At 73.8% G+C, this 21833-nt stretch carries 23 protein-coding genes; 17 read left to right on the forward strand and 6 right to left on the reverse strand.

Annotation, left to right across the window (positions count from 1 at the left end):
* Positions 1–302 precede the first annotated feature (302 nt).
* The 10 genes from secY to rplQ all read left to right on the forward strand — a co-directional run bounded on the left by secY (position 303) and on the right by rplQ (position 8954).
* The gene (gene secY / locus KIN34_RS08565) at positions 303–1601 is read left to right on the forward strand and encodes a preprotein translocase subunit SecY (RefSeq protein ID WP_214349254.1); all 1299 of its coding nucleotides are present in this window, start codon (positions 303–305) and stop codon (positions 1599–1601) included.
* Entirely contained in the window at positions 1598–2176 is a 579-nt protein-coding gene (locus tag KIN34_RS08570; protein ID WP_214349257.1) for an adenylate kinase, read from the forward strand. The genes secY and KIN34_RS08570 overlap by 4 nt, the downstream gene beginning before the upstream one ends.
* Before the next feature lie 22 nt (positions 2177–2198).
* Positions 2199–3044 carry a type I methionyl aminopeptidase gene (gene map / locus KIN34_RS08575; RefSeq protein WP_214349260.1) on the forward strand — a complete coding sequence of 282 codons (846 nt, stop codon included), beginning with the start codon at positions 2199–2201 and terminating at the stop codon, positions 3042–3044.
* A gap of 111 nt (positions 3045–3155) precedes the next feature.
* On the forward strand, positions 3156–5432 hold the full coding sequence (locus KIN34_RS08580) for a collagen-binding domain-containing protein (protein ID WP_214349263.1): 2277 nt from the start codon (positions 3156–3158) through the stop codon (positions 5430–5432).
* A 313-nt stretch (positions 5433–5745) separates the two neighbouring features.
* Positions 5746–5967 carry a translation initiation factor IF-1 gene (gene infA, locus KIN34_RS08585; RefSeq protein ID WP_013770189.1) on the forward strand — a complete coding sequence of 74 codons (222 nt, stop codon included), beginning with the start codon at positions 5746–5748 and terminating at the stop codon, positions 5965–5967.
* A gap of 67 nt (positions 5968–6034) precedes the next feature.
* A complete protein-coding gene (gene rpmJ / locus KIN34_RS08590; RefSeq protein WP_013117849.1) occupies positions 6035–6148 on the forward strand; it encodes a 50S ribosomal protein L36 in 114 nt (37 codons plus the stop codon).
* A 219-nt stretch (positions 6149–6367) separates the two neighbouring features.
* Positions 6368–6748, forward strand: coding sequence for a 30S ribosomal protein S13 (gene rpsM, locus KIN34_RS08595; protein ID WP_214349266.1), 381 nt, complete (start codon positions 6368–6370; stop codon positions 6746–6748).
* Positions 6749–6793: 45 nt separating this feature from the next.
* Positions 6794–7195 carry a 30S ribosomal protein S11 gene (rpsK, locus tag KIN34_RS08600; protein ID WP_013882880.1) on the forward strand — a complete coding sequence of 134 codons (402 nt, stop codon included), beginning with the start codon at positions 6794–6796 and terminating at the stop codon, positions 7193–7195.
* Positions 7196–7350: 155 nt separating this feature from the next.
* A complete protein-coding gene (locus KIN34_RS08605; RefSeq protein WP_214349269.1) occupies positions 7351–8361 on the forward strand; it encodes a DNA-directed RNA polymerase subunit alpha in 1011 nt (336 codons plus the stop codon).
* Between the two features lie 71 nt (positions 8362–8432).
* Positions 8433–8954 carry a 50S ribosomal protein L17 gene (rplQ, locus tag KIN34_RS08610; RefSeq protein WP_214349274.1) on the forward strand — a complete coding sequence of 174 codons (522 nt, stop codon included), beginning with the start codon at positions 8433–8435 and terminating at the stop codon, positions 8952–8954.
* A gap of 163 nt (positions 8955–9117) precedes the next feature.
* Here the strand turns inward: rplQ and KIN34_RS08615 are convergent, their stop codons facing one another.
* On the reverse strand, positions 9118–9582 hold the full coding sequence (locus tag KIN34_RS08615; protein ID WP_214349277.1) for a VOC family protein: 465 nt from the start codon (positions 9580–9582) through the stop codon (positions 9118–9120).
* Positions 9583–9644: 62 nt separating this feature from the next.
* Between KIN34_RS08615 and KIN34_RS08620 the strand changes: the two genes are divergently transcribed.
* On the forward strand, positions 9645–10349 hold the full coding sequence (locus KIN34_RS08620) for an alpha/beta fold hydrolase (RefSeq protein WP_214349280.1): 705 nt from the start codon (positions 9645–9647) through the stop codon (positions 10347–10349).
* Positions 10350–10405: 56 nt separating this feature from the next.
* Here KIN34_RS08620 and KIN34_RS08625 read toward each other — a convergent pair whose 3' ends face one another.
* The 3 genes from KIN34_RS08625 to KIN34_RS08635 are packed head-to-tail and all read right to left on the reverse strand — an operon-like array spanning position 10406 to position 12776.
* A complete protein-coding gene (locus KIN34_RS08625) occupies positions 10406–11314 on the reverse strand; it encodes a DUF1444 domain-containing protein (RefSeq protein ID WP_214349283.1) in 909 nt (302 codons plus the stop codon).
* 18 nt (positions 11315–11332) lie between these two features.
* Positions 11333–11974, reverse strand: a complete 642-nt coding sequence (locus tag KIN34_RS08630) for a hypothetical protein (RefSeq protein ID WP_214349286.1) — start codon at positions 11972–11974, stop codon at positions 11333–11335.
* Between the two features lie 37 nt (positions 11975–12011).
* Positions 12012–12776, reverse strand: coding sequence for an ROK family protein (locus tag KIN34_RS08635; protein ID WP_214349288.1), 765 nt, complete (start codon positions 12774–12776; stop codon positions 12012–12014).
* 123 nt (positions 12777–12899) lie between these two features.
* Here KIN34_RS08635 and truA point away from each other — a divergent pair, with 123 nt between their 5' ends.
* On the forward strand, positions 12900–13805 hold the full coding sequence (gene truA / locus KIN34_RS08640; protein ID WP_214349291.1) for a tRNA pseudouridine(38-40) synthase TruA: 906 nt from the start codon (positions 12900–12902) through the stop codon (positions 13803–13805).
* Between the two features lie 77 nt (positions 13806–13882).
* Positions 13883–16615: a cation-translocating P-type ATPase gene (locus KIN34_RS08645; protein ID WP_214349294.1), complete on the forward strand. Its 2733-nt coding sequence runs from the start codon at positions 13883–13885 to the stop codon at positions 16613–16615.
* A gap of 33 nt (positions 16616–16648) precedes the next feature.
* On the opposite strand, the gene KIN34_RS08650 is transcribed toward KIN34_RS08645, so the two are convergent.
* Positions 16649–17089 (reverse strand): DUF5709 domain-containing protein, encoded by a 441-nt coding sequence (locus KIN34_RS08650; RefSeq protein ID WP_214349297.1) that lies wholly within the window; start codon positions 17087–17089, stop codon positions 16649–16651.
* Between the two features lie 95 nt (positions 17090–17184).
* Here KIN34_RS08650 and KIN34_RS08655 point away from each other — a divergent pair, with 95 nt between their 5' ends.
* Positions 17185–18867 (forward strand): ABC-F family ATP-binding cassette domain-containing protein, encoded by a 1683-nt coding sequence (locus KIN34_RS08655; protein ID WP_214349300.1) that lies wholly within the window; start codon positions 17185–17187, stop codon positions 18865–18867.
* Between the two features lie 15 nt (positions 18868–18882).
* Here KIN34_RS08655 and KIN34_RS08660 read toward each other — a convergent pair whose 3' ends face one another.
* A complete protein-coding gene (locus KIN34_RS08660; RefSeq protein ID WP_214349303.1) occupies positions 18883–19476 on the reverse strand; it encodes a LysE/ArgO family amino acid transporter in 594 nt (197 codons plus the stop codon).
* A gap of 70 nt (positions 19477–19546) precedes the next feature.
* Between KIN34_RS08660 and KIN34_RS08665 the strand changes: the two genes are divergently transcribed.
* The 3 genes from KIN34_RS08665 to rpsI all read left to right on the forward strand — a co-directional run bounded on the left by KIN34_RS08665 (position 19547) and on the right by rpsI (position 21744).
* The gene (locus KIN34_RS08665; RefSeq protein ID WP_214349306.1) at positions 19547–20512 is read left to right on the forward strand and encodes a LysR family transcriptional regulator ArgP; all 966 of its coding nucleotides are present in this window, start codon (positions 19547–19549) and stop codon (positions 20510–20512) included.
* Between the two features lie 260 nt (positions 20513–20772).
* On the forward strand, positions 20773–21222 hold the full coding sequence (gene rplM, locus KIN34_RS08670; protein ID WP_214349309.1) for a 50S ribosomal protein L13: 450 nt from the start codon (positions 20773–20775) through the stop codon (positions 21220–21222).
* Between the two features lie 33 nt (positions 21223–21255).
* A complete protein-coding gene (gene rpsI / locus KIN34_RS08675; protein ID WP_214349312.1) occupies positions 21256–21744 on the forward strand; it encodes a 30S ribosomal protein S9 in 489 nt (162 codons plus the stop codon).
* The last annotated feature ends 89 nt before the right edge of the window (positions 21745–21833 follow it).

The following is a 21833-nucleotide window of genomic DNA, read 5'->3' on the forward strand; positions in this document are numbered from 1 at the left end:
CGGGTCGTTCGACGACCCGGACCGTCTCTCGTTCCGGACTGTTCCGACGCCGACGTCGGAGCGGTACCGGGGCCGGGACCGGGACCCGCCGAGCCGGCGCGCCGCCTCCGTGGCGGCGGCGGGGGGTGCTGAAAGGGTTCGGGACGGCCCGAAACGGCTCGAGAAGGCGCTCGCCCCCGCGGTGGAGGCACCACGGGGCGGCCACGGGCCGGAGCCCGTGCCGGCAGAGGGTAGTCTTGCCCGCGGCCGTGCTCGGGTCAGGGTTGACGACACGCCGCTAGTCGCGGCTACATGGAGGACAGGTGCTAGGCGCATTCGTGCGGGCGTTCAGGACGCCCGACCTGCGGCGGAAGCTGCTCTTCACGATCGGCATCATGGTCGTGTTCCGCATCGGATCCTTCCTGCCCACGCCTGGGGTGTCCTACCCCAACGTGCAGCAGTGCATCGACGAGATGGGCTCAGGCAACGACCTGATGGGCCTCGTCAACCTGTTCAGCGGCGGCGCGCTGCTGCAGCTGTCGGTGTTCGCGCTCGGGATCATGCCGTACATCACGGCGAGCATCATCGTGCAGCTCCTGCGCGTGGTGATCCCGAAGTTCGAGGAGCTGCACAAGGAGGGGCAGTCCGGCACCGCGAAGCTCACGCAGTACACGCGGTACCTGACGATCGCCCTGGCGATCCTGCAGTCCACGACCGTCATCACGATCGCGCGCAGCGGGCGCCTGTTCACGGGCTGCACCGTGGACGTCATCCCGGACTCCTCCTGGATCACGCTCGTCATCATGGTCATCACGATGACCGCGGGCACCGGCCTGATCATGTGGCTCGGCGAGCTCATCACCGAGCGGGGCGTCGGCAACGGCATGTCCCTGCTGATCTTCACCTCGATCGCCGCGAGCTTCCCGACCGCCATGTGGTCGATCGCCGGTGGCAACAACGGCGTCACCAAGTTCATCGTGGTGCTCGCGATCATCGTCCTGGTGATCGGCCTCGTCGTCTTCGTCGAGCAGAGCCAGCGCCGCATCCCGGTGCAGTACGCCAAGCGGATGGTCGGTCGCCGCATGTACGGCGGCTCGAGCACCTACATCCCGATCAAGATCAACATGGCGGGCGTCATCCCGATCATCTTCGCCTCGTCGCTCCTGGCGATCCCGGGGATCATCGCGCAGTTCGGTGACCAGACCGCGGGCTGGGTCCGGTGGGTGTCGGTGAACCTCGCCGCGTACGACGCGCCGCTGCACCTGGTGCTGTACGTCGTCCTCATCGTCTTCTTCTGCTACTTCTACACGGCGATCACGTTCAACCCGGACGAGGTCGCGGACAACATGAAGAAGTACGGCGGCTTCATCCCCGGCATCCGGGCCGGCCGGCCCACGGCGGACTACCTGAGCTACGTGATCTCGCGCATCACCGCGCCGGGCTCGCTGTACCTCGCCGTGGTCGCGCTGATCCCGACGATCGCGTTCATCGTGATGGGCGTCGGGCAGAACATCCCGTTCGGTGGTTCGTCGATCCTCATCGTCGTGGGCGTCGGCCTCGAGACCGTGAAGCAGATCGAGTCGCAGCTCCAGCAGCGCCACTACGAAGGGTTCCTCCGATGAGCACGCGTCTGGTCCTGCTCGGCCCGCCCGGAGCGGGCAAGGGCACGCAGGCGGCCCGCCTCGCCGAGAAGCTGGGCGTGCCCGCCATCTCGACCGGCGACATCTTCCGGGCCAACATCAAGGGCGGCACGGAGCTCGGGCGCCGGGCGCAGGAGTACTCCTCCCGCGGCGCGCTCGTCCCCGACGAGGTCACGAACGCGATGGTGCGCGACCGGCTGGCCGAGCCCGACACGGCCTCGGGCTTCCTGCTCGACGGCTACCCCCGGAACGTCGCGCAGGTCGCGGAGCTCGACGCGATCCTCGCGGACGCCGGGCTCTCGCTCGACCTCGCCGTGGAGATCACCGCCGACCCCGAGGTCGTCGCCGAGCGTCTGCTCAAGCGCGCCGAGATCGAGGGCCGCGAGGACGACACCGAGGACGTCATCCGCCACCGGCTCGACGTGTACGCCGAGCAGACGGCGCCGATCAGCGACGTCTACGCCGAGCGCGGGCTGCTCGCGCGCGTCGACGGCATCGGCGAGGTCGACGCGGTCACGGCACGGCTGCTCGACGCCGTCGGCGCCGGCGCGCGCTGACCCGTCTCCGGCGGAGCTCGTCATGGTCCTCGGACGCGAACGGATCGAGTACAAGACACCGGACCAGGTGCGGCTCATGCGCCGCGCGGGTCTCGTCGTCGCGGACGCCCTCGCCGCGGCGCGTGCGGCCGCGGTGCCCGGCGCGACGACGGCTCACCTCGACGCGGCCGCGGCGCGGGTCATCCGCGAGGCGGGGGCGACGCCCTCGTTCCTCGGCTACCACGGCTACCCGGCGACGGTCTGCGTCTCGGTGAACGACGAGGTGGTGCACGGCATCCCCGGCAACCGCGCCCTCGTGGACGGCGACCTGGTGTCGATCGACTGCGGCGCGGTCGTCGACGGCTGGCACGGTGACAGCGCGGTCTCGTTCGTGCTGGGGGAGGGCGACCCGCTGGACCGCGAGCTCGTCGCGACGACCGAGGCGGCGATGTGGGCCGGGATCGCGGCGATCGCGACGGCCGACCGGCTCGGCGCGGTGGGCGACGCGGTCGAGGACGTGGTGGACGCGGCCCACGCCGCCGGCCGCAACGCGGGCGTGCGGTACGGCGTGGTCGAGGACTACGTCGGCCACGGCATCGGCACCGCGATGCACCAGCCGCCGGACGTGCTGAACTACCGGGCGCGCGACCGCGGCGCGAAGGTGCGGCCGGGCCTGTGCGTCGCGGTGGAGCCGATGGTCTCCCGTGGCGACCAGGCCACCCGGGTGCTCGACGACGAGTGGACGGTCGTGACGCTCGACGGCGCCCGCGCCGCCCACTGGGAGCACACGGTCGCGGTGCACGACGCGGGGATCTGGGTGCTCACGGCGGCCGACGGCGGCGCCGCCGCGCTCGCCGCGCACGGAGTCGCGGTCGCCCCGCTGGCCTGAGTGTCGCTCCCGCCGTCGCGGTCCGCTAGCGTGACCGTCGACTGGGGCAACCCCTACCCCAGAGCATCAGGAGGCTGTGCCATGACGAGGTCCGCATCGTCACCCTTCCGCATGCGCACGACCCGGAGCGCCGCCGCGCTCGGCGTCGGTGCGCTCGTCGCGGCGGGAGTCGTGGTCCCCACCGCGCTCGCGACCTCGGCCGCCGCCGCCGACCGGTGCGACCTGGTCGCCCCGACGCGCGGCTTCACCGTGCTCGTCCGTGACGACGCGTCGCTCGCGGGGTCGGAGGTCGAGGGCACGGTCGCGATCGGCGGTGCGGCGACGTGGCAGAACACCTTCGACGTCCGGCACTCGACCGGGCTGACGCCGCCCGACTACGACCTGCCGACGCTCTCCGTCGGCGGCGAGGACCTTCCGGTCCGGTTCGCGGCCGGCTCGTACGACCTCGCCGGCTCCTCCGGCACGCTGCAGGTCGGTTCCGAGGCGGACGACGCGGCATGGCCGCGGGGCTACATGCTCGCCGGCGAGGAGACGTGGTCGTCGACCAGTCTCTCGGGCGACCAGGTGTTCGTGACCGACGGCGGGACGTCGGCGCGCGTGCTCCCGCCAGCCCCGCCGGCCTCGGACGCGGAGCTCCCGCAGTGGGTGGCCGACTACCTCGGCCCCGTCGACGTCTCCTCGCTCACGAGCGGGTTCCCCACGCTCGAGGACAACGCCGCGTACCTGGACTCGCTCACCGGCACCGAGGCCGGCGTGTCGGAGGTCTTCCTCGAGGGCGGTCCGTCCGAGAAGCAGCTCGAGCTGGTCGAGGGCCAGGTGAACCTGCTGTCGGTGACGCCCGACGCGTTCGCCGGGACCACGGCCATCAGCTTCACCGGCGCGGTCCCGAGCGAGGACACGGTCCTCGTCATCAAGCTCAAGGACGGCGCCGGCACGCAGTTCACGGTGCCGCGGTTCAACGGCGCGAACGACTCCGGCACCGACAACCTGTACGCGCCGTGGGTGCTGTGGAACTACGCGGCCAGCGGGCCGCTGACGCTCGTCGGCCAGGACCGTGTCACCGGGACGATCCTCGCCCCGTCGGCGGACCTGGTGCTCCAGAACAGCAGCCCCGTCGAGGGGCAGGTCATCGCTCGTTCGCTGTCCAAGCCGAACGGCACGGGCGAGATCCACCACTACGCCTTCCTCGGCTGCAGCCCGGTGGTCCCGCCGACCACGGTCGCGACGGTGACGGCCTCGAAGTCGCTCGATGTCGTCGGCGAGTTCGACGAGGTGCCGACCGACTTCCGCGTCGCGGTCTGGATCGACGACGTGCGGCAGCGGCCGGACGTGGTGCTGGCCGCCGACGGGACGCCCGTCGGCCCGGTGACCGTGCCGGCGGGTTCGACGATCGAGGTCCGCGAGCTCCTTCCCCCCGTCGACGGCGGGGACTGGGCCGAGCCGGAGTGGACCGTCGAGGGCGCGACCCCGGCCACCCCGACCCACGGTGGTGACGCGGCCTTCGTCGTCGAGGAGGACGCCGCGGTCGAGGTCGCGGTCGCGAACACGCTCGTCGGCCAGGGCCGCTTCTCCATCGAGAAGCAGGTGGTCGACGAGGACGGCGTGGGCGGCACGCCGGACGACTTCACCTTCGAGGTCTGGGTGGACGGCGAGCAGACGGACGACCTCGTGGTGCCGAGCGACGGCACCGTCGTCGGGCCGGTGGACGTCGGGCCGAACGCGGTGGTCGAGCTCGTCGAGGTCGCGCCCACGGACCCGGACGGCGGGGAGTGGCAGGAGCCCGTGCTGACCGTGACCGACGGCGACCCGGTGGCGCCCGAGCACGGCGGGTTCGCGTTCGAGGTGGGTCAGGGGAGCGCGGTGAGCGCCGTCGAGGCGACGAACACCCTGGTCCCCGTCACCCCCGAGCCCCCGCTGGTCGGCGGGCTCGCGATCACCAAGCGCGTGACGGGCGAGGGCGCGGTGGCCGGTACGACGTACTCGGGCGACTGGACGTGCGACGCGGCGGACGCGGACGGCGACGACGCGGGCCGGTGGACGCTCGAGGCCGACGAGACCCTCCAGCTCGACGGCTTCCCCGCGGGCACCACCTGCACGGTGACCGAGGACGACAGCGACGACTGGAGCGTGACGTACGCGCCCGCCGACGGGCAGGTCGTGGTCGCTGCCGGCGAGACCGTCGACGTCGTGGTGACGAACGACGTCCCGGCGCCGGACGGCGGCGACGACGGTGACGACGACGGCGACGACACCGGTGGCGAGCTGCCGGTCACGGGCGCCGAGGGTTCCGGTGCGCTCCTGGGCGTCGGCGTGACGGCGCTCCTCGTCGGCACCGGCCTGCTGCTGGCCGCCCGCCGGCGTCGTACGCAGGACCGCACGTCGCGCTGACCGACCTGTGCTGACCCGTGCGTGCGGCCCACCGCTGACCGCACGCACGGGCGGGTCGCCGGGCGGGGCGTCCGCGTACGGGACGTCACAGCGACGAGTACGCGGGACGGTTTCGTGGAGCGCGGGCGATGGCGTAGAGTTGCCCGTTGGGTGTGTGCGCCCAGATCGCTGTGCCGTCGGGACGACCGGGTTGGTCGAGCCAGGCAACGGCGGCGGGAAGCCATCCCCTCCACGACGTCCAGCACGGCTCGGCACCCGCCGGGTCGCAGTGGTCGTCGTGGGTGCTCGACCAGACCGACAGTTAGCGGAGGACATGGCGAAGAAGGACGGCGTCATCGAGATCGAGGGCAGTGTCGTCGAGGCACTGCCCAACGCGATGTTCCGTGTGGAGCTCACGAACGGCCACAAGGTTCTCGCACACATCTCGGGCAAGATGCGGCAGCACTACATCCGGATCCTCCCCGAGGACCGGGTCGTGGTGGAGCTGAGCCCGTACGACCTGTCCCGCGGTCGCATCGTCTACCGCTACAAGTAATCACCACTCGAAACACGCCGCCACACCGGAGCTCGTACCCGGACGACGCGGCGGCGGAGGAAACGCGATGAAGGTCAAGCCCAGCGTCAAGAAGATCTGCGACAAGTGCAAGGTGATCCGCCGGCACGGTCGCGTCCAGGTGATCTGCGAGAACCTGCGTCACAAGCAGCGCCAGGGCTGACGCCCCGGCGGCGTCTCGCCGCACCTCGCCCCGCGCGCTCGGGGCACCAGCACGGCGGTCGGGCCTGAACGGTCTGACCGGCAAGCGCACCGCCACTCCGGTGGTCGGGTCCCCTCGGGGTCACGACGGCCGGCGAACCCTCGGCTCGGAGGCCGGGGCCCGCAGCAGCGGGAGGGCGGTGCGGAAGACCTCCGAGCAGTAACAGGAGCCACCAGGCACATGGCACGTCTCATCGGCGTCGACCTCCCCCGCGAGAAGCGGCTGGAGATCGCGCTCACCTACATCTACGGGGTCGGTCGCACGCGCGCCCTGCAGACCCTCGCGGCCACCGGCATCTCCGGTGACCTGCGCGTCAAGGACCTCGGCGACACCGAGCTGGTCGCGCTGCGCGACTACCTCGAGGGCAACTACAAGCTCGAGGGTGACCTGCGGCGCGAGGTCGCCGCGGACATCCGCCGCAAGGTCGAGATCGGCTGCTACGAGGGCCTGCGTCACCGCCGTGGCCTTCCGGTGCGCGGCCAGCGCACGAAGACCAACGCGCGCACCCGCAAGGGCCCGAAGCGCACCGTCGCCGGCAAGAAGAAGGCCGGGCGCAAGTAACGCCCGCCCGCCGGCGCCCACCGACTCTCGAGAGAAGAAGAGCAGATGCCTCCCAAGACCCGTTCCGCCGTGCGCAAGCCGCGCCGCAAGGAGAAGAAGAACGTCTCCCACGGCCAGGCGCACATCAAGAGCACGTTCAACAACACGATCATCTCGATCACGGACCCGTCGGGCGCCGTGATCTCCTCGGCCTCGTCCGGCCAGGTCGGCTTCAAGGGCTCGCGCAAGTCGACGCCGTTCGCCGCGCAGCTCGCGGCGGAGGCCGCCGCGCGTCGTGCCCAGGAGCACGGCATGCGCAAGGTCGACGTCTTCGTCAAGGGCCCCGGCTCGGGCCGTGAGACCGCGATCCGCTCGCTGCAGGCCGCCGGCCTCGAGGTGGGCTCGATCCAGGACGTCACGCCCCAGGCGCACAACGGCTGCCGCCCGCCGAAGCGTCGTCGCGTCTGACCCCGCGCGCCGCGCCGGTCCCGAGCACCGCTCGTCGGACCGGCGCGGCACCGCAGTGTCCACCGACATTCCCCCGCATGCGGACCGAGGCATGACCGGGGTCGCACGACCTGCGTGGCGTCATATGGCGGACGTCCGCTGAGAGGAAACACACCGTGCTGATCGCACAGCGCCCCACCCTGACCGAAGAGGTCATCTCGGAGAACCGGTCGCGGTTCTCCATCGAGCCGCTCGAGCCCGGCTTCGGCTACACGCTCGGCAACTCGCTGCGCCGGACGCTGCTGTCCTCCATCCCCGGTGCCGCCGTCACGTCCATCCGGATCGACGGCGTCCTGCACGAGTTCTCCACCGTGCCGGGGGTCAAGGAGGACGTCACCGAGGTCATCCTCAACATCAAGAACCTCGTCGTCTCCTCGGAGAACGACGAGCCCGTCGTGATGTACCTGCGCAAGCAGGGCCCCGGTCAGGTCACCGCAGCGGACATCGTGCCGCCGGCGGGCGTCGAGGTGCACAACCCCGACCTGCACCTGGCGACCCTGAACGAGAAGGGCAAGCTCGAGATCGAGCTCACGGTCGAGCGTGGCCGCGGGTACGTCTCGGCGAACCAGAACAAGGCGTACGACGCCGAGATCGGCCGCATCCCGGTCGACTCGATCTACTCGCCGGTCCTCAAGGTGACCTACAAGGTCGAGGCGACGCGTGTCGAGCAGCGCACGGACTTCGACAAGCTGATCGTCGACGTCGAGACCAAGGCCGCGATCAGCCCGCGCGACGCGCTGGCCTCGGCCGGCAAGACGCTCGTCGAGCTGTTCGGCCTGGCCCGTGAGCTGAACGTCGAGGCCGAGGGCATCGAGATCGGCCCGTCGCCGACGGACGCGGCGCTGGCCGCGGACCTGGCGCTGCCGATCGAGGACCTGCAGCTGACGATCCGCTCGTACAACTGCCTCAAGCGCGAGGGCATCCACTCGGTGGGCGAGCTCGTCGCCCGGTCCGAGGCGGACCTGCTCGACATCCGGAACTTCGGTGCGAAGTCGATCACCGAGGTCAAGGAGAAGCTGGCCGAGCTGGGCCTGTCGCTCAAGGACAGCCCCCTCGACTTCGACCCGACCGCGGCCGCGTACTACGGCGACGACGAGGGCGACTTCGTCGAGGACGAGCAGTACTGACATCAGCACCGCAGTACTGACTCGGATCCGCTGACTCGGTACCTGACGAAGAACTTCAAGGAGAACTGACCATGCCTACGCCCACCAAGGGTCCCCGGCTCGGTGGCGGTCCGGCCCACGAGCGGCTCATCCTCGCGAACCTCGCGACGCAGCTGTTCGAGCACGGCCGCATCACGACGACCGAGACGAAGGCCAAGCGCCTGCGTCCGCTCGCCGAGCGCCTCATCACGTTCGCCAAGCGTGGCGACCTGCACGCGCGTCGCCGCGTCCTGACGGTCGTCCGGGACAAGAGCGTCGTGCACACGCTGTTCACCGAGATCGCCCCGGCCATGGCCGAGCGTGAGGGTGGCTACACGCGCATCACGAAGATCGGCCCCCGCAAGGGCGACAACGCGCCCCTCGCGGTGATCGAGCTCGTGCTCGAGCCCGTCTCGCCGAAGCAGGCGGTCGTCAAGGAGGCCACCAAGGCCACCGCGAAGGCTGCCCCGAAGGCCGACAAGGTCGAGGACAAGCCGGCCGAGTCCGACGAGGTCGTGGACGCCCCGGTCGAGGACGCGCCCGTCGAGGACGCGCCCGCCGACGAGAAGGCCTGACCTCTCGCACACCGCAGGGCCCGGTCACCGCACAGCGGTGACCGGGCCCTCGTGCGTCTGTGGTCCGGCCGCGGCACGGAGCGAGAACGCCGAGTCGGTGAGCCGTCGCGCCACGAGGCAGGTGACGTCGAGCACCGCTCCGACGGCCGGTCGGGTGCGTCGCTCACGTGAACAGGCAGAATGGGTGTCCCGACGGGTCGATCAGCACGCGCACGTCGTCCTGCGGCTGGACCGCGGCGAGCTCGGCGCCGCACGCCAGGGCCCACGCGGTCGCGGCCGCGAGGTCCTCGACCTGCACGTCGAGGTGCTGCGTCGCGTTCTGCCCGCCGTCCACGGCCGGCCACACCACCCGCCGGAACCTTGCCTCTCCCTCCAGGTTCAGGGTGAAGCCCCCGGGCACCACGACCTGCGCCCACCCCAGCCCCGCACCCGTCGACTGCGTCCGGTCCTCGTCGAGCGCGGACGTCGACGGGCCGCGCTCGGGCCGCGTCGTCCGCGCTGGGGTGGGTGCGGGTGGGTCGTCGGCGGTGACCCGCCCGCCGAGCAGGCGGGCGTAGAAGGCGGCCAGGTCCCCGGGTCGGTCGGTGCCGATGGTCACCGAGGTCAGGCGGAGCGACGGACGGTCCATGGTGGTCTCCTGCTGCGGTGCCGGGTCGTCCTCCACCGTACGGCGCACGCTACGGTCGGGCGATGGCGGTGGTCCTGGTGCACGGGGTGCGCACGTCGCGCACCATGTGGCGCCGCCAGAGCGAGGCGCTCGCACGTGCGGGCGTGCCGTCGGTCGCGGTCGACCTGCCGGGGCACGGGACGCGGTCCGACGAGCGCTTCACCCTGGACGGCGCGGTCGACGCGGTCGCGGACGGCGTGGGCGGGCTCGGCGGGCGCGCGCTCGTCGTCGGGCTCTCGCTGGGCGGCTACGTGGCGATCGCGCACGCCGCGCGGCACCCGGCCCAGGTGGCCGGGTTGGTCGCCGCCGGGTGCTGCACCCGGCCCCGGGCCGTCCTCGTGGGGGGCTGGGCGGTGCTCGCGCGCGGGATCGCGCGGCTGCCGGACCGGGGAGCGTGGCTCAACGACGCGTCCGCCCGCGCGGTGCTGGGCGCGGACGCGGCGGCGGACCTGGGTGCGGGCGGGTTCTCGCTGGACGTGATGGCCGACGTGCTGCGTGAGGTCGCCACGCTCGACCCGGTGGCCGAGCTCGCGCACGTCGACGCCCCGGTGTGGCTGGTCAACGGGCGGTACGACCACTTCCGCGGCGACGAGCGGCGCTACCTCGCCGCGTGCCGCGACGGCCGTCTCGTCGTCGTGCCGGGCGCGACGCACCTGGTGAGCGTGGTCGCGCCGGTCGCGTTCACGCGCGCGGTGCTCGAGGCGCACGCGGCGGTCGGCGCCCGGTGAGCGGCGCCCGGTGAGCGGCGCGCGGTGAGCGGCGCAGGCCTCGTCGCCGCCGCGCGTCAGCCGACGAGCCCCGCCGCGCTCATCGCGTCGGCGAACGCGCCCTCGACGTGCACCTGGACACCGTCGCCCTCGTAGCGCGTGACCTGCTGCAGCGTGCCGTCGGGGGAGCGGTAGTAGACGTGCGGGCTGAGCGGGCCGGGCGTCTCCTGGCGGCCCCGGGCGATGCGCGCCATGAGGTGCAGCGCGTGGACCACGGTCGCGTCCTGCAGGACGTGGACCATCAGCGCCGAGCGGTCCGGGACGGCGACGAGCGTGCCGAACGGTCGCGGACGCGCGTCGACCGCGTCGAGCACCTCGTCGTGCAGGAGCAGGCGGGACGCGCCGAAGAAGTCCGGCGCGACGAGCACGTGGACCTGGTGCTCGAGCAGCTGGTGGTCCGGTGCGGGCAGGCGTCGCAGGCCGGCCATCGCGGCGTCGCCCAGGGCGGCCCACCCGCCGTAGCGGGACCCGAACAGCGTCGAGACCGACTCGGGGTAGTCGATCGCCGCGCGGACGCACAGGCCTCCGCCGAGCGACGGCCCGGCCGCGGGGTCGACCTCGGGCAGGTCCGCCTCGAGCAGGACCCGGGCCACGAGCAGGTCGACGACGTCGCTGAGCCGCTCCTCGGCCGGCCGGGCGTGCGCGGTCCGGAGCGCCTGCGCGTGGTCCCGCACCACCGCGGCCCAGTCGGGGCGCTCGACCAGCGCGAGCTGGGCGGCGAGGTTCGCGAGGCCGTACCGTGCGCCGTCGGCGGCCCGCACGTGGTCGGGCGCGACGACGACGCCGACGAAGCCCGCGCGCGTGAACGCCTCGGCAGCGGCGGCGCGCAGCCAGTCGGCGTCCGCGCGGGTCAGCGGGGCGAGGTCGTCGTCAACACCCGACGCGGGCGCCTGCTCGTCGTCACGGCGACGGGAGAACCAGCTCATGGCGAGGACCGTATCGGGTCAGCCGCGCCGTCGACGCGCGGCGGCGCGGCGGGCGCGTCGGCTGCGGTCGACCAGGCCGAGCGACGTGAGCGCGTCGGCGAGCGACCCCTCGACGTGCACCTCGACCTCGTCGTCCGCGTGGCGGGTGACCTGCTGCAGCGTGCCGTCGGGCGAGCGGTGGAAGACCTCGGGGCTGATCGCACCCGCCTCGGTCTGCCGCATGCGCGCCACGGTGGCCATGAGGTGCGCCGCGCGGAGGACCTCCTCGTCGCGGACCACGTGGACCAGCAGCGCACGGGGGTCGGGCAGCGCGACCAGCGTGCCGTGCGGCGCCTCGGGCTCGCCCACGGACGCCAGCAGGTCCTCGAGCACCAGGACGCGCGTGGCCGCGAGGTCGTCCGTCGTGGAGAACGCGTGCATCGCGTGCCCCGCGACCTGGTGCTCGGGTGCGGGCAGGGCGCGCAGCGCGGCGAGGGCCGGCTCGTCGGGCACGACGGCGGGCCCGGGGAGCACGGTCAGCGCGCCGTCGTGCAGGACGGCCGGCCGCACGACGAGCCCGGGGCCGAGCAGCTCGTCGTCGGCGGTCCCGTCCTCGGCGCGCACGACGGCGACGAGGCGCGTACCGTCGTCGGGCGGTGACGCGGGTGCGGCGGGAGGCATGACGTCCGACTGTACCGAGGCGAGGGCGCCGCGCGGGTCAGCCCGCGTCGAGCGTCCACGCCCGCACGCCGCCGACGATGCCCGCCTGGTTCGGCACCACGACGACGTGCTCGCCGAGCCGCTCGAGCGTGCCGGGCGTGACGTGGCGGGCGTTGCCGCCGCCGAGGTACAGGCGGTCCCAGCGGAACACGGGCCAGAACCCCTCGACCACGCGCTGCACGCGGCGGGACCACAGGGCGTTGCCGAGCCGACGGCGCTCGGTCGCGCCGATGTACGCGTCGTACGTCAGCCCCCAGCGGACGGGCGCGTGGGAGAGCTCGAGGTGCGGGGCCAGGCGGCCGCCGTCGAACAGCGCCGAGCCCAGCCCGGTGCCCAGCGTCAGCACCAGCTCGAGCCCGGTCCCCGAGACGACGCCCGCGCCGTGCACCTCGGCATCGTTCAGGACGAGGGTGGGCAGCCCGAGCCGCGCCTCGAGGCGCGCGCGCACGTCGCAGTCCTTCCACGCCGCGAGGAGGTCGACGTCGATCGGCGTGCGGGGGCCGTGCGTCGTCACGTAGTGCGGGGTCGCGACGACGACGCCGTGCCGGATCATGCCCGGCATGCCGACCGTGAGGCGGTCGGCGCCGGGCAGGTCGGCGGCGATCGCGGCGATCGTCTCGACCAGGCGCTCGGGCGGCAGCGGGTAGGGCGTCGGGACGCGCACCGCGGGGGCGTGCAGGGTGCCGGCGGCGTCGAGGACGGACGCCTTGATGCCGCCGCCGCCGCAGTCGACGGCCAGCGTCCAGGGATCGGTGCCGGGCACGTGCCCACGCTAGCGGGCGACCCGGCAGGCGACCCTGCGGGCGGCGGGGCGGGCGGCGTGGCCGGGCAGCGGGCCGGGCCGGGGCGTGGGCCGCCCCGCGCGGACGGCCGGTAGGTTGGCGCCGTGACCGACGTCCGCCTGCGCCTCGACCTCGCGTACGACGGGACCGACTTCGCCGGGTGGGCCCGCCAGCCCGCGCTGCGCACGGTGCAGGGCACGCTCGAGGACGCGCTCGCGGTGGTGCTCCGCACCGGTCCGCGCGGCGTGCCCGCGCCCCGGCTCGTCGTCGCGGGCCGCACGGACGCGGGCGTCCACGCGCGCGGCCAGGTGGCGCACGTCGACGTGGACGACGAGGCGCTCGCGGCGGCCCGGGGCCGCAGCGAGCGGGATCCGCTCGACGCGCTCGTCACCCGCCTCGCCGGGGTCCTCCCGCCGGACCTCGTCGTGCACCGCGTCACGGCCGCGCCGGCGGGCTTCGACGCCCGGTTCGCCGCGCTGCGGCGGCGCTACACGTACCGCGTGTGCGACGCCGCGGGCACGCGGGACCCGCTGACCCGGTCGCACGTGCTGTGGCACGCGCGGCCGCTCGACGTGGCGGCCATGGCGCAGGCGGCTGCGCCGCTCGTCGGGCTGCACGACTTCGCCGCGTTCTGCAAGCCGCGCGCGGGCGCGACCACCATCCGCACGCTCGAGCACCTCACCTGGTCCCGGCCCGTCGACGGCCCGGACGCCGGCCTCGTCGTCGCGAGCGTGCAGGCCGACGCGTTCTGCCACTCGATGGTGCGGGCGCTCGTCGGTGCGAGCCTCGCCGTCGGCGAGGGGCGACGCGACCCGGCGTGGCCGGCCGCGCTGCTCGCAGCCCGGCGGCGCGACGCCGCGGCGCACGTCGTCGCGGCGCACGGCCTGACGCTCGAGGAGGTCGGCTACCCGGCCGACGACGAGCTGGCCGCGCGCGCGGAGCAGACGCGCGCTCGTCGGGACCCCGCGAGCCCCGCGTCCTCGGAGGCCGGCTCCGGCGCCTGCTGCTGACGCCCCGCGGACCCAGGTCCTGGTCAGACGGCGTCCCCCGGGGGCAGGCTGGGAGGGCACCGACGGGGAGGATCGTCATGACCGTGACGCAGGACGTCCAGGTCCACGCCGAGGCGCCGCAGGCCGTCCTGGCCGCGCTCGGCAGCACGCCCGAGGGGCTCGCACCCGACGAGGCGCGGCGGCGGCTCGAGGAGGTCGGACCGAACCGGCTCCCCGACCCGCCGCGCCAGCACGTCGTGCTGCGGTTCCTGGGGCACTTCGACGACGTCCTCATCTACATCCTGCTCGCCGCGGCCGTGCTGAAGGCGATCCTGGGGGACTGGGTCGACTTCGCCGTGATCCTCGCGGTCGCGGTGGCGAACGCCGTCGTGGGCTTCGTGCAGGAGGGGCGGGCCGACAAGGCGCTCGCGGGGATCGCGACGATGCTCTCGCTCGAGGCGGACGTGCAGCGCGGCGGCGCGTGGTGCAGCGTCCCGGCCGAGGACCTGGTGCCCGGCGACGTCGTGCGGGTCCGGTCCGGCGACCGCGTGCCCGCGGACGTGCGGCTGCTCGACGCCACGACGCTCCAGGTCGAGGAGGCCGCGCTGACCGGCGAGTCCGTCCCGGCGGCGAAGGACGTCGCGGCGGTCGGCGCGGACGCCGGCGTCGGCGACCGCTCGTCGATGCTGTTCTCGGGGACGATCGTCACCACGGGCCGCGGGGTCGGGGTCGTGACGGCGACCGGGCCCGCGACCGAGATCGGCCGGATCCAGCAGCTCGTCGCGGAGGTCGACCACCTCGACACGCCGCTGACGCGCCAGCTCGCACGGCTCGGCAAGCAGCTCTCGCTCCTGATCCTGCTCATGGCCGGCGTGATGCTCGTGATCGGCCGCGTGATCCACGAGTTCGCGCTCGGCGAGCTGGTGTCGGCGGCGATCGGGTTCGCGGTGGCCGCGGTGCCGGAGGGCCTGCCCGCGCTCGTGACCGTGACGCTCGCGCTCGGCGTGCAGCAGATGGCGCGCCGGCACGCGATCACGCGCAAGCTCACGTCGGTGGAGGGCCTCGGCTCGGTCACGACGATCTGCTCGGACAAGACGGGCACGCTCACGCGCAACGAGATGACCGCACGGACGGTCGTCACCGCGCAGGGTCGGTACGACGTTGCGGGGCTGGGCTACGAGCCGGTGGGGGAGGTGCGGGTGCACGACGAGGCCGGCTCGACCGGGCCGCCGGCGGGGCTGGCGTCGCACCCGGACCTCGCCGACCTGGTGGCCGCGGGCGGGCTGTGCAGCGACGCACGCGTGGTCCAGGTCGACGGGCACTGGGGGATCGTCGGGCAGCCGACGGAGGGCGCGCTCGTCGTGCTCGCCGCGAAGACCGGCTGGACGGGGACCGGCCCGGCGGGGGCGACCCGGCTGGCGCAGGTGCCGTTCGAGTCGTCGACCAAGTTCTCCGCGACGCTCGACGAGCTCGCGGACGGCACGCGGCGCGTGCACGTGCTCGGTGCACCGGACCGGCTGCTCGACCGGTGCACGACGCAGCGCACCGACGCCGGGCCCGTCCCCCTGGACCGGGTGACCTGGGAGGCGGCGATCGACGAGCTCGGCGGCCAGGGCCTGCGCGTGCTCGCCACCGCGCGTCGCGCGGCCCCGGGCGAGGAGACGCTCACGGGCGAGGACGTCGGGCACGGCCTCGAGCTGCTCGGGCTCGTCGGGATCGTGGACCCGCCGCGCCCGGAGGCCGTGGCCGCGATCGCGGACTGCCACCGGGCCGGGATCGGCGTGAAGATGATCACCGGCGACCACGCGGGCACGGCCCTCGCGATCGCGCGCGAGCTCGGCATCGTGGACGTGGGCGAGCGGCACCCCGACGGCGAGGTCGAGGTGCTGACGGGCGCCGAGCTCGAGGCCATGACCAACGAGCAGCTGCGGCGGCGGGTGCGCGGCGTCGACGTGTTCGCGCGCACGTCGCCCGAGCACAAGATCCGGATCGTGCGCGCGCTGCAGTCGCACCGCGAGGTGGTCGCGATGACGGGCGACGGCGTCAACGACGCCCCGGCGCTCACGCGCGCGGACGTGGGGATCGCGATGGGGATCAAGGGCACCGAGGCGACCAAGGAGGCCGCGGACATCGTCCTGGCCGACGACAACTTCGCGACCATCGAGCGGGCGGTCGAGGAGGGGAGGCGGATCTACGACAACATCCGCAAGTCCGTGGCGTTCCTGCTGCCCACCAACGGCGCGCAGTCCCTGGTGATCCTGGTCGCGGTGCTCCTGGGGCTGTCCCTGCCCCTGTCGCCGGTCCAGATCCTGTGGGTCAACCTGGTCACGGCCGTGACCCTGTCCCTCGCGCTCGCGGGCGAGCCGGCCGAGCCGGACATCATGACCCGACGCCCGCGGTCGCCCGACGAGCACGTCATCTCCCCGCGGTCGCTCGCGCTGGTGCTGGTGGCGTCCGTCGTGATCGGCGGCGCGACGCTCGCCGTGTACCTGCTCGAGCGCCACCAGCTCGGGGCGGACGACGCGAGGGCGCAGACCTCGGCGGTCGCGATGCTGGCCCTCGCCCAGCTCGCCTACCTGCTCAACTGCCGCTTCCTGGGGTCGACGAGCCTCACCTGGCGCGTGCTGGTGGGCAACCGGCTGGTGTGGGTCGCCGCAGGCGTGCTGCTGGTCCTCCAGCTCGTGTTCACCTACGCGCCGTTCATGCACGACTGGTTCGAGTCCGCGCCCATCGGCGCCCGGGACTGGGGCATCACCACGCTGGGCGCCGTGGGCGTTTTCCTGCTGATGGAGGCGGCCAAGGCGGTCACCCGGCGCGTCGTGCCCGGATGAGGCCGGGGTCCCGCGCCGGGTCGCGCGCCAGGGTCAGGCGTCGTCGTCGCGGTAGCGCGACTCGTCGACGTACTCCTCCTCGACCAGGTGCATCGCGGCCTCCTCGGCCGTCGCGGCGCCGCCGGACACGCCCGCGTCGACCGCGAACTCGTCGTTGCCGCCCGAGTCGGTCGCGGAGTCGTCCGCGACGAGCCGGCCCGCGCGGTCCTCCTCGCGGTCGCCCGCGACGCGGGGGCGCTGCTCCCACACCTCGGGCTCCTCCTGGCGCTCGCGCTGGTCGATCGTCTCGCGGTGCTTCTCCTCCCAGGGCGTCTCGCCGTAGTGCGTGCGCGTGTCGCGCTCGGGCGGGGAGTAGCCCTCGTCGAGCAGGTCGTCGACGCCGCGGTCGATCAGCGTGTCCTCGCGGGGAAGCTGGTCGGTCTCGCCGTCGGAGCCCATGGCCGGGTCGAAGCTGCTGGCAGGCGTCTCGCTCATGGGTCGACCTTCGCACCGCGGACGCGGCCTCGCCACCGGCACGCAGGCGGCGATGGCTTTGGCCCGGGAGGGCCGCGGGCCGCACACTGGCGCCCATGGGCCACCTGGACGTGATGGGGGTCGGGTACGTGCTGCCCGACGGTCGCCCCCTCCTCGACGACGTGACGTTCCGGGTCGGCGACGGGGCGCGAGTCGCGCTCGTCGGACCCAACGGCGTGGGCAAGTCGACGCTGCTGCGCGTCGTGACGGGGGACGAGAGCCCGCACGCGGGCTCGGTCGCGCGCAGCGGCGGGCTCGGCGTCATGCGGCAGGACGTGGGTCGCATCGACGACGAGCGCAGCGTGCGGGACCTGCTCGCCTCGCTGGCCCCGGCGGCGGTGCGCGACGCCGCCGCGGAGCTCGCGGCGGCCGAGCTGCTGATGATGGAGGTCGACGACGAGCCGGCCCAGCTGCGGTACGCGCAGGCGCTCGTCGACTGGGCGGACGTGGGCGGCTACGAGGCCGAGGCCGGCTGGGACCAGGTGACCGACGCGGTCCTCTCGGTCCCGTTCGACCGCGCGCAGCACCGGACCGTGCGCACGCTGTCCGGCGGCGAGCAGAAGCGGCTCGTCCTGGAGGCCCTGCTGCGGGGACCGGACGAGGTGCTGCTGCTCGACGAGCCCGACAACGCGCTCGACGTGCCGACCAAGCGCTGGCTCGAGGACCAGCTCGTCGCGTCGCCCAAGACCGTCCTGCTCGTCAGCCACGACCGCGAGCTCCTCGCCCGCGTCGCGACGCACGTCGCGACGCTCGAGCCGTCGCCCGCGGGGGCGTCGGTGTGGGTGCACGGTGGCAGCTTCGCGACCTACCACCAGGCGCGCGAGGACCGGCGCAGCCGGGCCGACGAGCTGTTGCGACGCTGGGAGGAGGAGCACCTCAAGCTCCGCACGCTCGTCGTGAACCTCAAGCAGAAGTCGGCGTTCAACGACGGCATGGCCTCCCGCTACCAGGCCGCGCAGACGCGGCTGCGCAAGTTCGAGGAGGCCGGGCCCCCGTCCGTCCGCGTGCGTGAGCAGTCCGTGCGCATGCGCCTGCGGGGCGGGCGCACGGCCAAGCGCGCGGTGGTCGCCCGCGGTCTGGAGCTGACCGGGCTGATGCGCCCGTTCGACCTCGAGGTGTTCTACGGGGAGCGGGTCGCGGTGCTCGGCTCGAACGGCTCCGGCAAGTCGCACTTCCTGCGGCTCCTGGCGGCCGGCGGCACGGACCCCGGGCCCGAGCACGAGCCCGCCGACGATGTGGTCGTCGAGCCGGTCGCGCACACCGGCAGCGTGGTGCTGGGCTCGCGCGTGCGGCCCGGCTGGTTCGCGCAGAACCGCACGCACCTCGACCTGGTCGGGCAGACCCTGCTGGACGTGCTGCACCGGGGCGACGGCCACCGGCAGGGGCTTGGCCGCGAGCAGGCGAGCCGCGCGCTCGACCGGTACGAGCTCGTGGGGCAGGCGGAGCAGCGGTACGAGACGCTCTCGGGCGGCCAGCAGGCCCGCTTCCAGATCCTGCTGCTGGAGCTCGGCGGCGCCACGCTGCTGCTGCTCGACGAGCCGACGGACAACCTGGACCTGCACTCGGCCGAGGCGCTCGAGGAGGGCCTCGAGGCCTTCGACGGCACGGTCCTGGCGGTCACGCACGACCGGTGGTTCACGCGGACCTTCGACCGGTTCCTGGTGTTCGGCGCGGACGGCACCGTGCGGGAGACGCCCGAGCCCGTGTGGGACGCCGGACGCGTCGAGCGCGTGCGCTGAGGCGCGGGACGTCCGTCACGTGACGACCAGCGTGACCGCGAGGCCGGCCATGACGGCGGCCACGACGAGGTCGAGCACCTGCCAGGCCCGCGGCCGCGCGAACAGCGGCCGCAGCCTCGTCGCACCGAAGCCGAGCGTGCCGAACCAGGCGGCGCTCGCCAGCACGACGCCCGCGCCGAAGGCCCACGCGGCGGGCTGCTGGTGGGCCATCGAGCCCAGCAGGACGACGGTGTCGAGGTAGACGTGCGGGTTGAGGAACGTCAGCGCGAGGCACGTCACGACGACCCCGCGCCGGGACGCCGGTGCGGTGGACGGCTCGAGCGCGGCCGGCCGGCGCGCGCGCCGCAGGGCCGCGGCGGCGAGCACGAGCAGGAACGCGGCGCCCACCCAGCGCGTCACGTCGAGCGCGACCGGGTGGGCCGCGACGAGCGGTCCGAGCCCGGCGATGCCCGCGGCGGTGAGCACCAGGTCGCCTCCGGTGCAGAGGACGACGACGACCAGGACGTGCTCCCGGCGCAGGCCCTGGCGCAGGACGAAGGCGTTCTGGGCGCCGATGGCCACGATGAGGCCGGCGCACGCGAGGAAGCCGGCGGCGAGGGAGGGGAGCACGGCTCCGACGCTAGGAGCGCCCTGCACCGCAGTCCAGCTCAGGTTTCTTCCGCACCATTAGCATCGCTTCATGTCTGCTGCTCCAGGTGATGCGCCGGCGGGTCTCACGCGGAAGGGACCCGCGTCCGCCGCGTCGTTCGACGGCGACCAGCTCCGTGCCCTCGCGGCGGTGCTCGACGAGGGGTCGTTCGAGGCCGCCGCGGCCCGCCTGCACGTGACGCCGTCCGCGGTGAGCCAGCGCGTGCGGGCGCTCGAGCAGCGCGCCGGGCGCGTGCTCGTCGTCCGGTCCCGGCCGTGCCGCGCGACCGAGCCCGGCACGGTGCTCGCGCGCCTCGCCGGGCAGGTCGCGCTCCTCGAGCGCGACGCCGCCGCGGACCTGGCGGGCGCCGCGGGGGACGGCGCGGCCGGTGCCGCCCCGCCGGCGCTCACCCGCGTCGCGGTCGCGGTGAACGCCGACTCGTTGTCGAGCTGGTTCCCGGCCGCGCTCGTCGGCCTGCCCGACGGGGTCGTCGTGGACGTGCGGCGCGAGGACCAGGACCGCACGGCCGAGCTGCTGCGCGACGGGACCGTGACCGCCGCGGTGACCGCCGACGCGCGCGCCGTGCAGGGCTGCCGCGTCCGCAGCCTCGGCTCCATGCGGTACCTCGCGCTGGCCTCGCCAGGCTTCGTCGCCCGGTGGTTCGCCGGCGGGACCACGGCCGCGGCGCTCGAGCGCGCCCCCGTGCTGGCGTTCAACCGGGCGGACGCGCTGCAGCACCGGTTCGCCGAGCGCCTCGTCGGCCGTGCCGTGCGCCCGCCCGTGCACCACGTGCCCTCGAACGACGCGTTCGTCGCGCTGCTGCGCGCCGGGCTGGCGTGGGGGATGGCGTCGGAGCAGGTGGCCGCCGAGGCGCTCGCGGCCGGGACGCTCGTCGAGCTCGTGCCGGGGCAGGTGCTCGACGTCCCGCTCCACTGGCAGCACTGGGCGCTGCGGACCCCGACGCTCGACGACCTGACGGCGCGGGTGACCCGGGCGGCGGCGGGCGCGCTGCGCTGACGTCGCGCGCCGGCGTCGCGCGGCGAACCGGTGTGACGCACCCGGTTTTGACCCGTCCGGACGGACGCAGGTACTCTGGTGAGTCGTTGTGCGTCCCTGTCGTGCGCCCGTGGCTTCTCACCACGCGGAGGCGATGGTAGGTCCGGTGCGTTCCCACTCTCCGGCCCGCGGATGCGCCACCGACAGCATCGACCGGTTCGTCGCGCCTGCGCGCGGTGAGCGGTCGCCACACGACGCAACACGAGACAAAGGCAACGACCGTGCGTACGTACACCCCGAAGCCGGGCGAGATCGAGCGGAACTGGTACGTCATCGACGCGACCGATGTCGTCCTGGGCCGTCTGGCCACGCATGTGGCCACGCTGCTGCGCGGCAAGCACAAGGCCACCTTCGCTCCGCACGTCGACGGCGGTGACTTCGTCATCGTCATCAACGCGGACAAGGTCGCGCTGACCGGCAACAAGCGCGAGGGCAAGCTCGCGTACCGGCACTCCGGCTACCCGGGTGGTCTGCGGGCCACGCCGTACTCGGAGCTCCTGGAGAAGCACCCGGAGCGGGCTGTCGAGAAGGCGGTGCGCGGCATGCTCCCCAAGAGCTCGCTCGCGCGTCAGCAGCTCGGCAAGCTCAAGGTCTACCGCGGTGCCGAGCACCCGCACCAGGCGCAGCAGCCCCAGCCCTTCGAGATCACCCAGGTCGCGCAGCAGGCCTGAGGCCGGCGCGCGTAGAGACGACAGGACATCCACGTGGCAGAGACGACGGTCGACTACGACCTCGAGGGCGACCAGACGCCCAGCTCGTACACCTCGGAGACCTCGGCCCCCACCGGCCGCGGTCAGAGCATCACCGCCCCCGGGCAGGCCCTCGGCCGCCGCAAGGAGGCGATCGCTCGCGTTCGCCTGGTGCCCGGCACCGGCGAGTGGAAGATCAACGGCCGCACCCTCGAGGGGTACTTCCCCAACAAGGTGCACCAGCAGCTCGTGAGCTCCCCGCTCAAGGTCGTCGACGTCGAGGGCCGCTTCGACGTCATCGTCCGCGTGACGGGTGGCGGCGTGTCCGGCCAGGCCGGTGCCGTCCGCCTCGGCGTCGCGCGTGCGCTGAACGCGATCGACGAGGAGCACAACCGTCCGGCCCTCAAGAAGGCCGGCTTCCTGACGCGCGACGCGCGCGTCGTGGAGCGCAAGAAGGCGGGTCTCAAGAAGGCCCGCAAGGCTCCGCAGTACTCGAAGCGCTGATCCAGCGCTGACCCGATGGCCCCGCCGGTCCGTGACCGGAGGGGCCATCGGCGTCTGCGGGTCCGGAGCACGTCGGGCCCGGCGAAGTA

Origin of the sequence: Cellulomonas fulva, assembly GCF_018531375.1 — a bacterium.
Lineage (GTDB): Bacteria > Actinomycetota > Actinomycetes > Actinomycetales > Cellulomonadaceae > Cellulomonas > Cellulomonas fulva.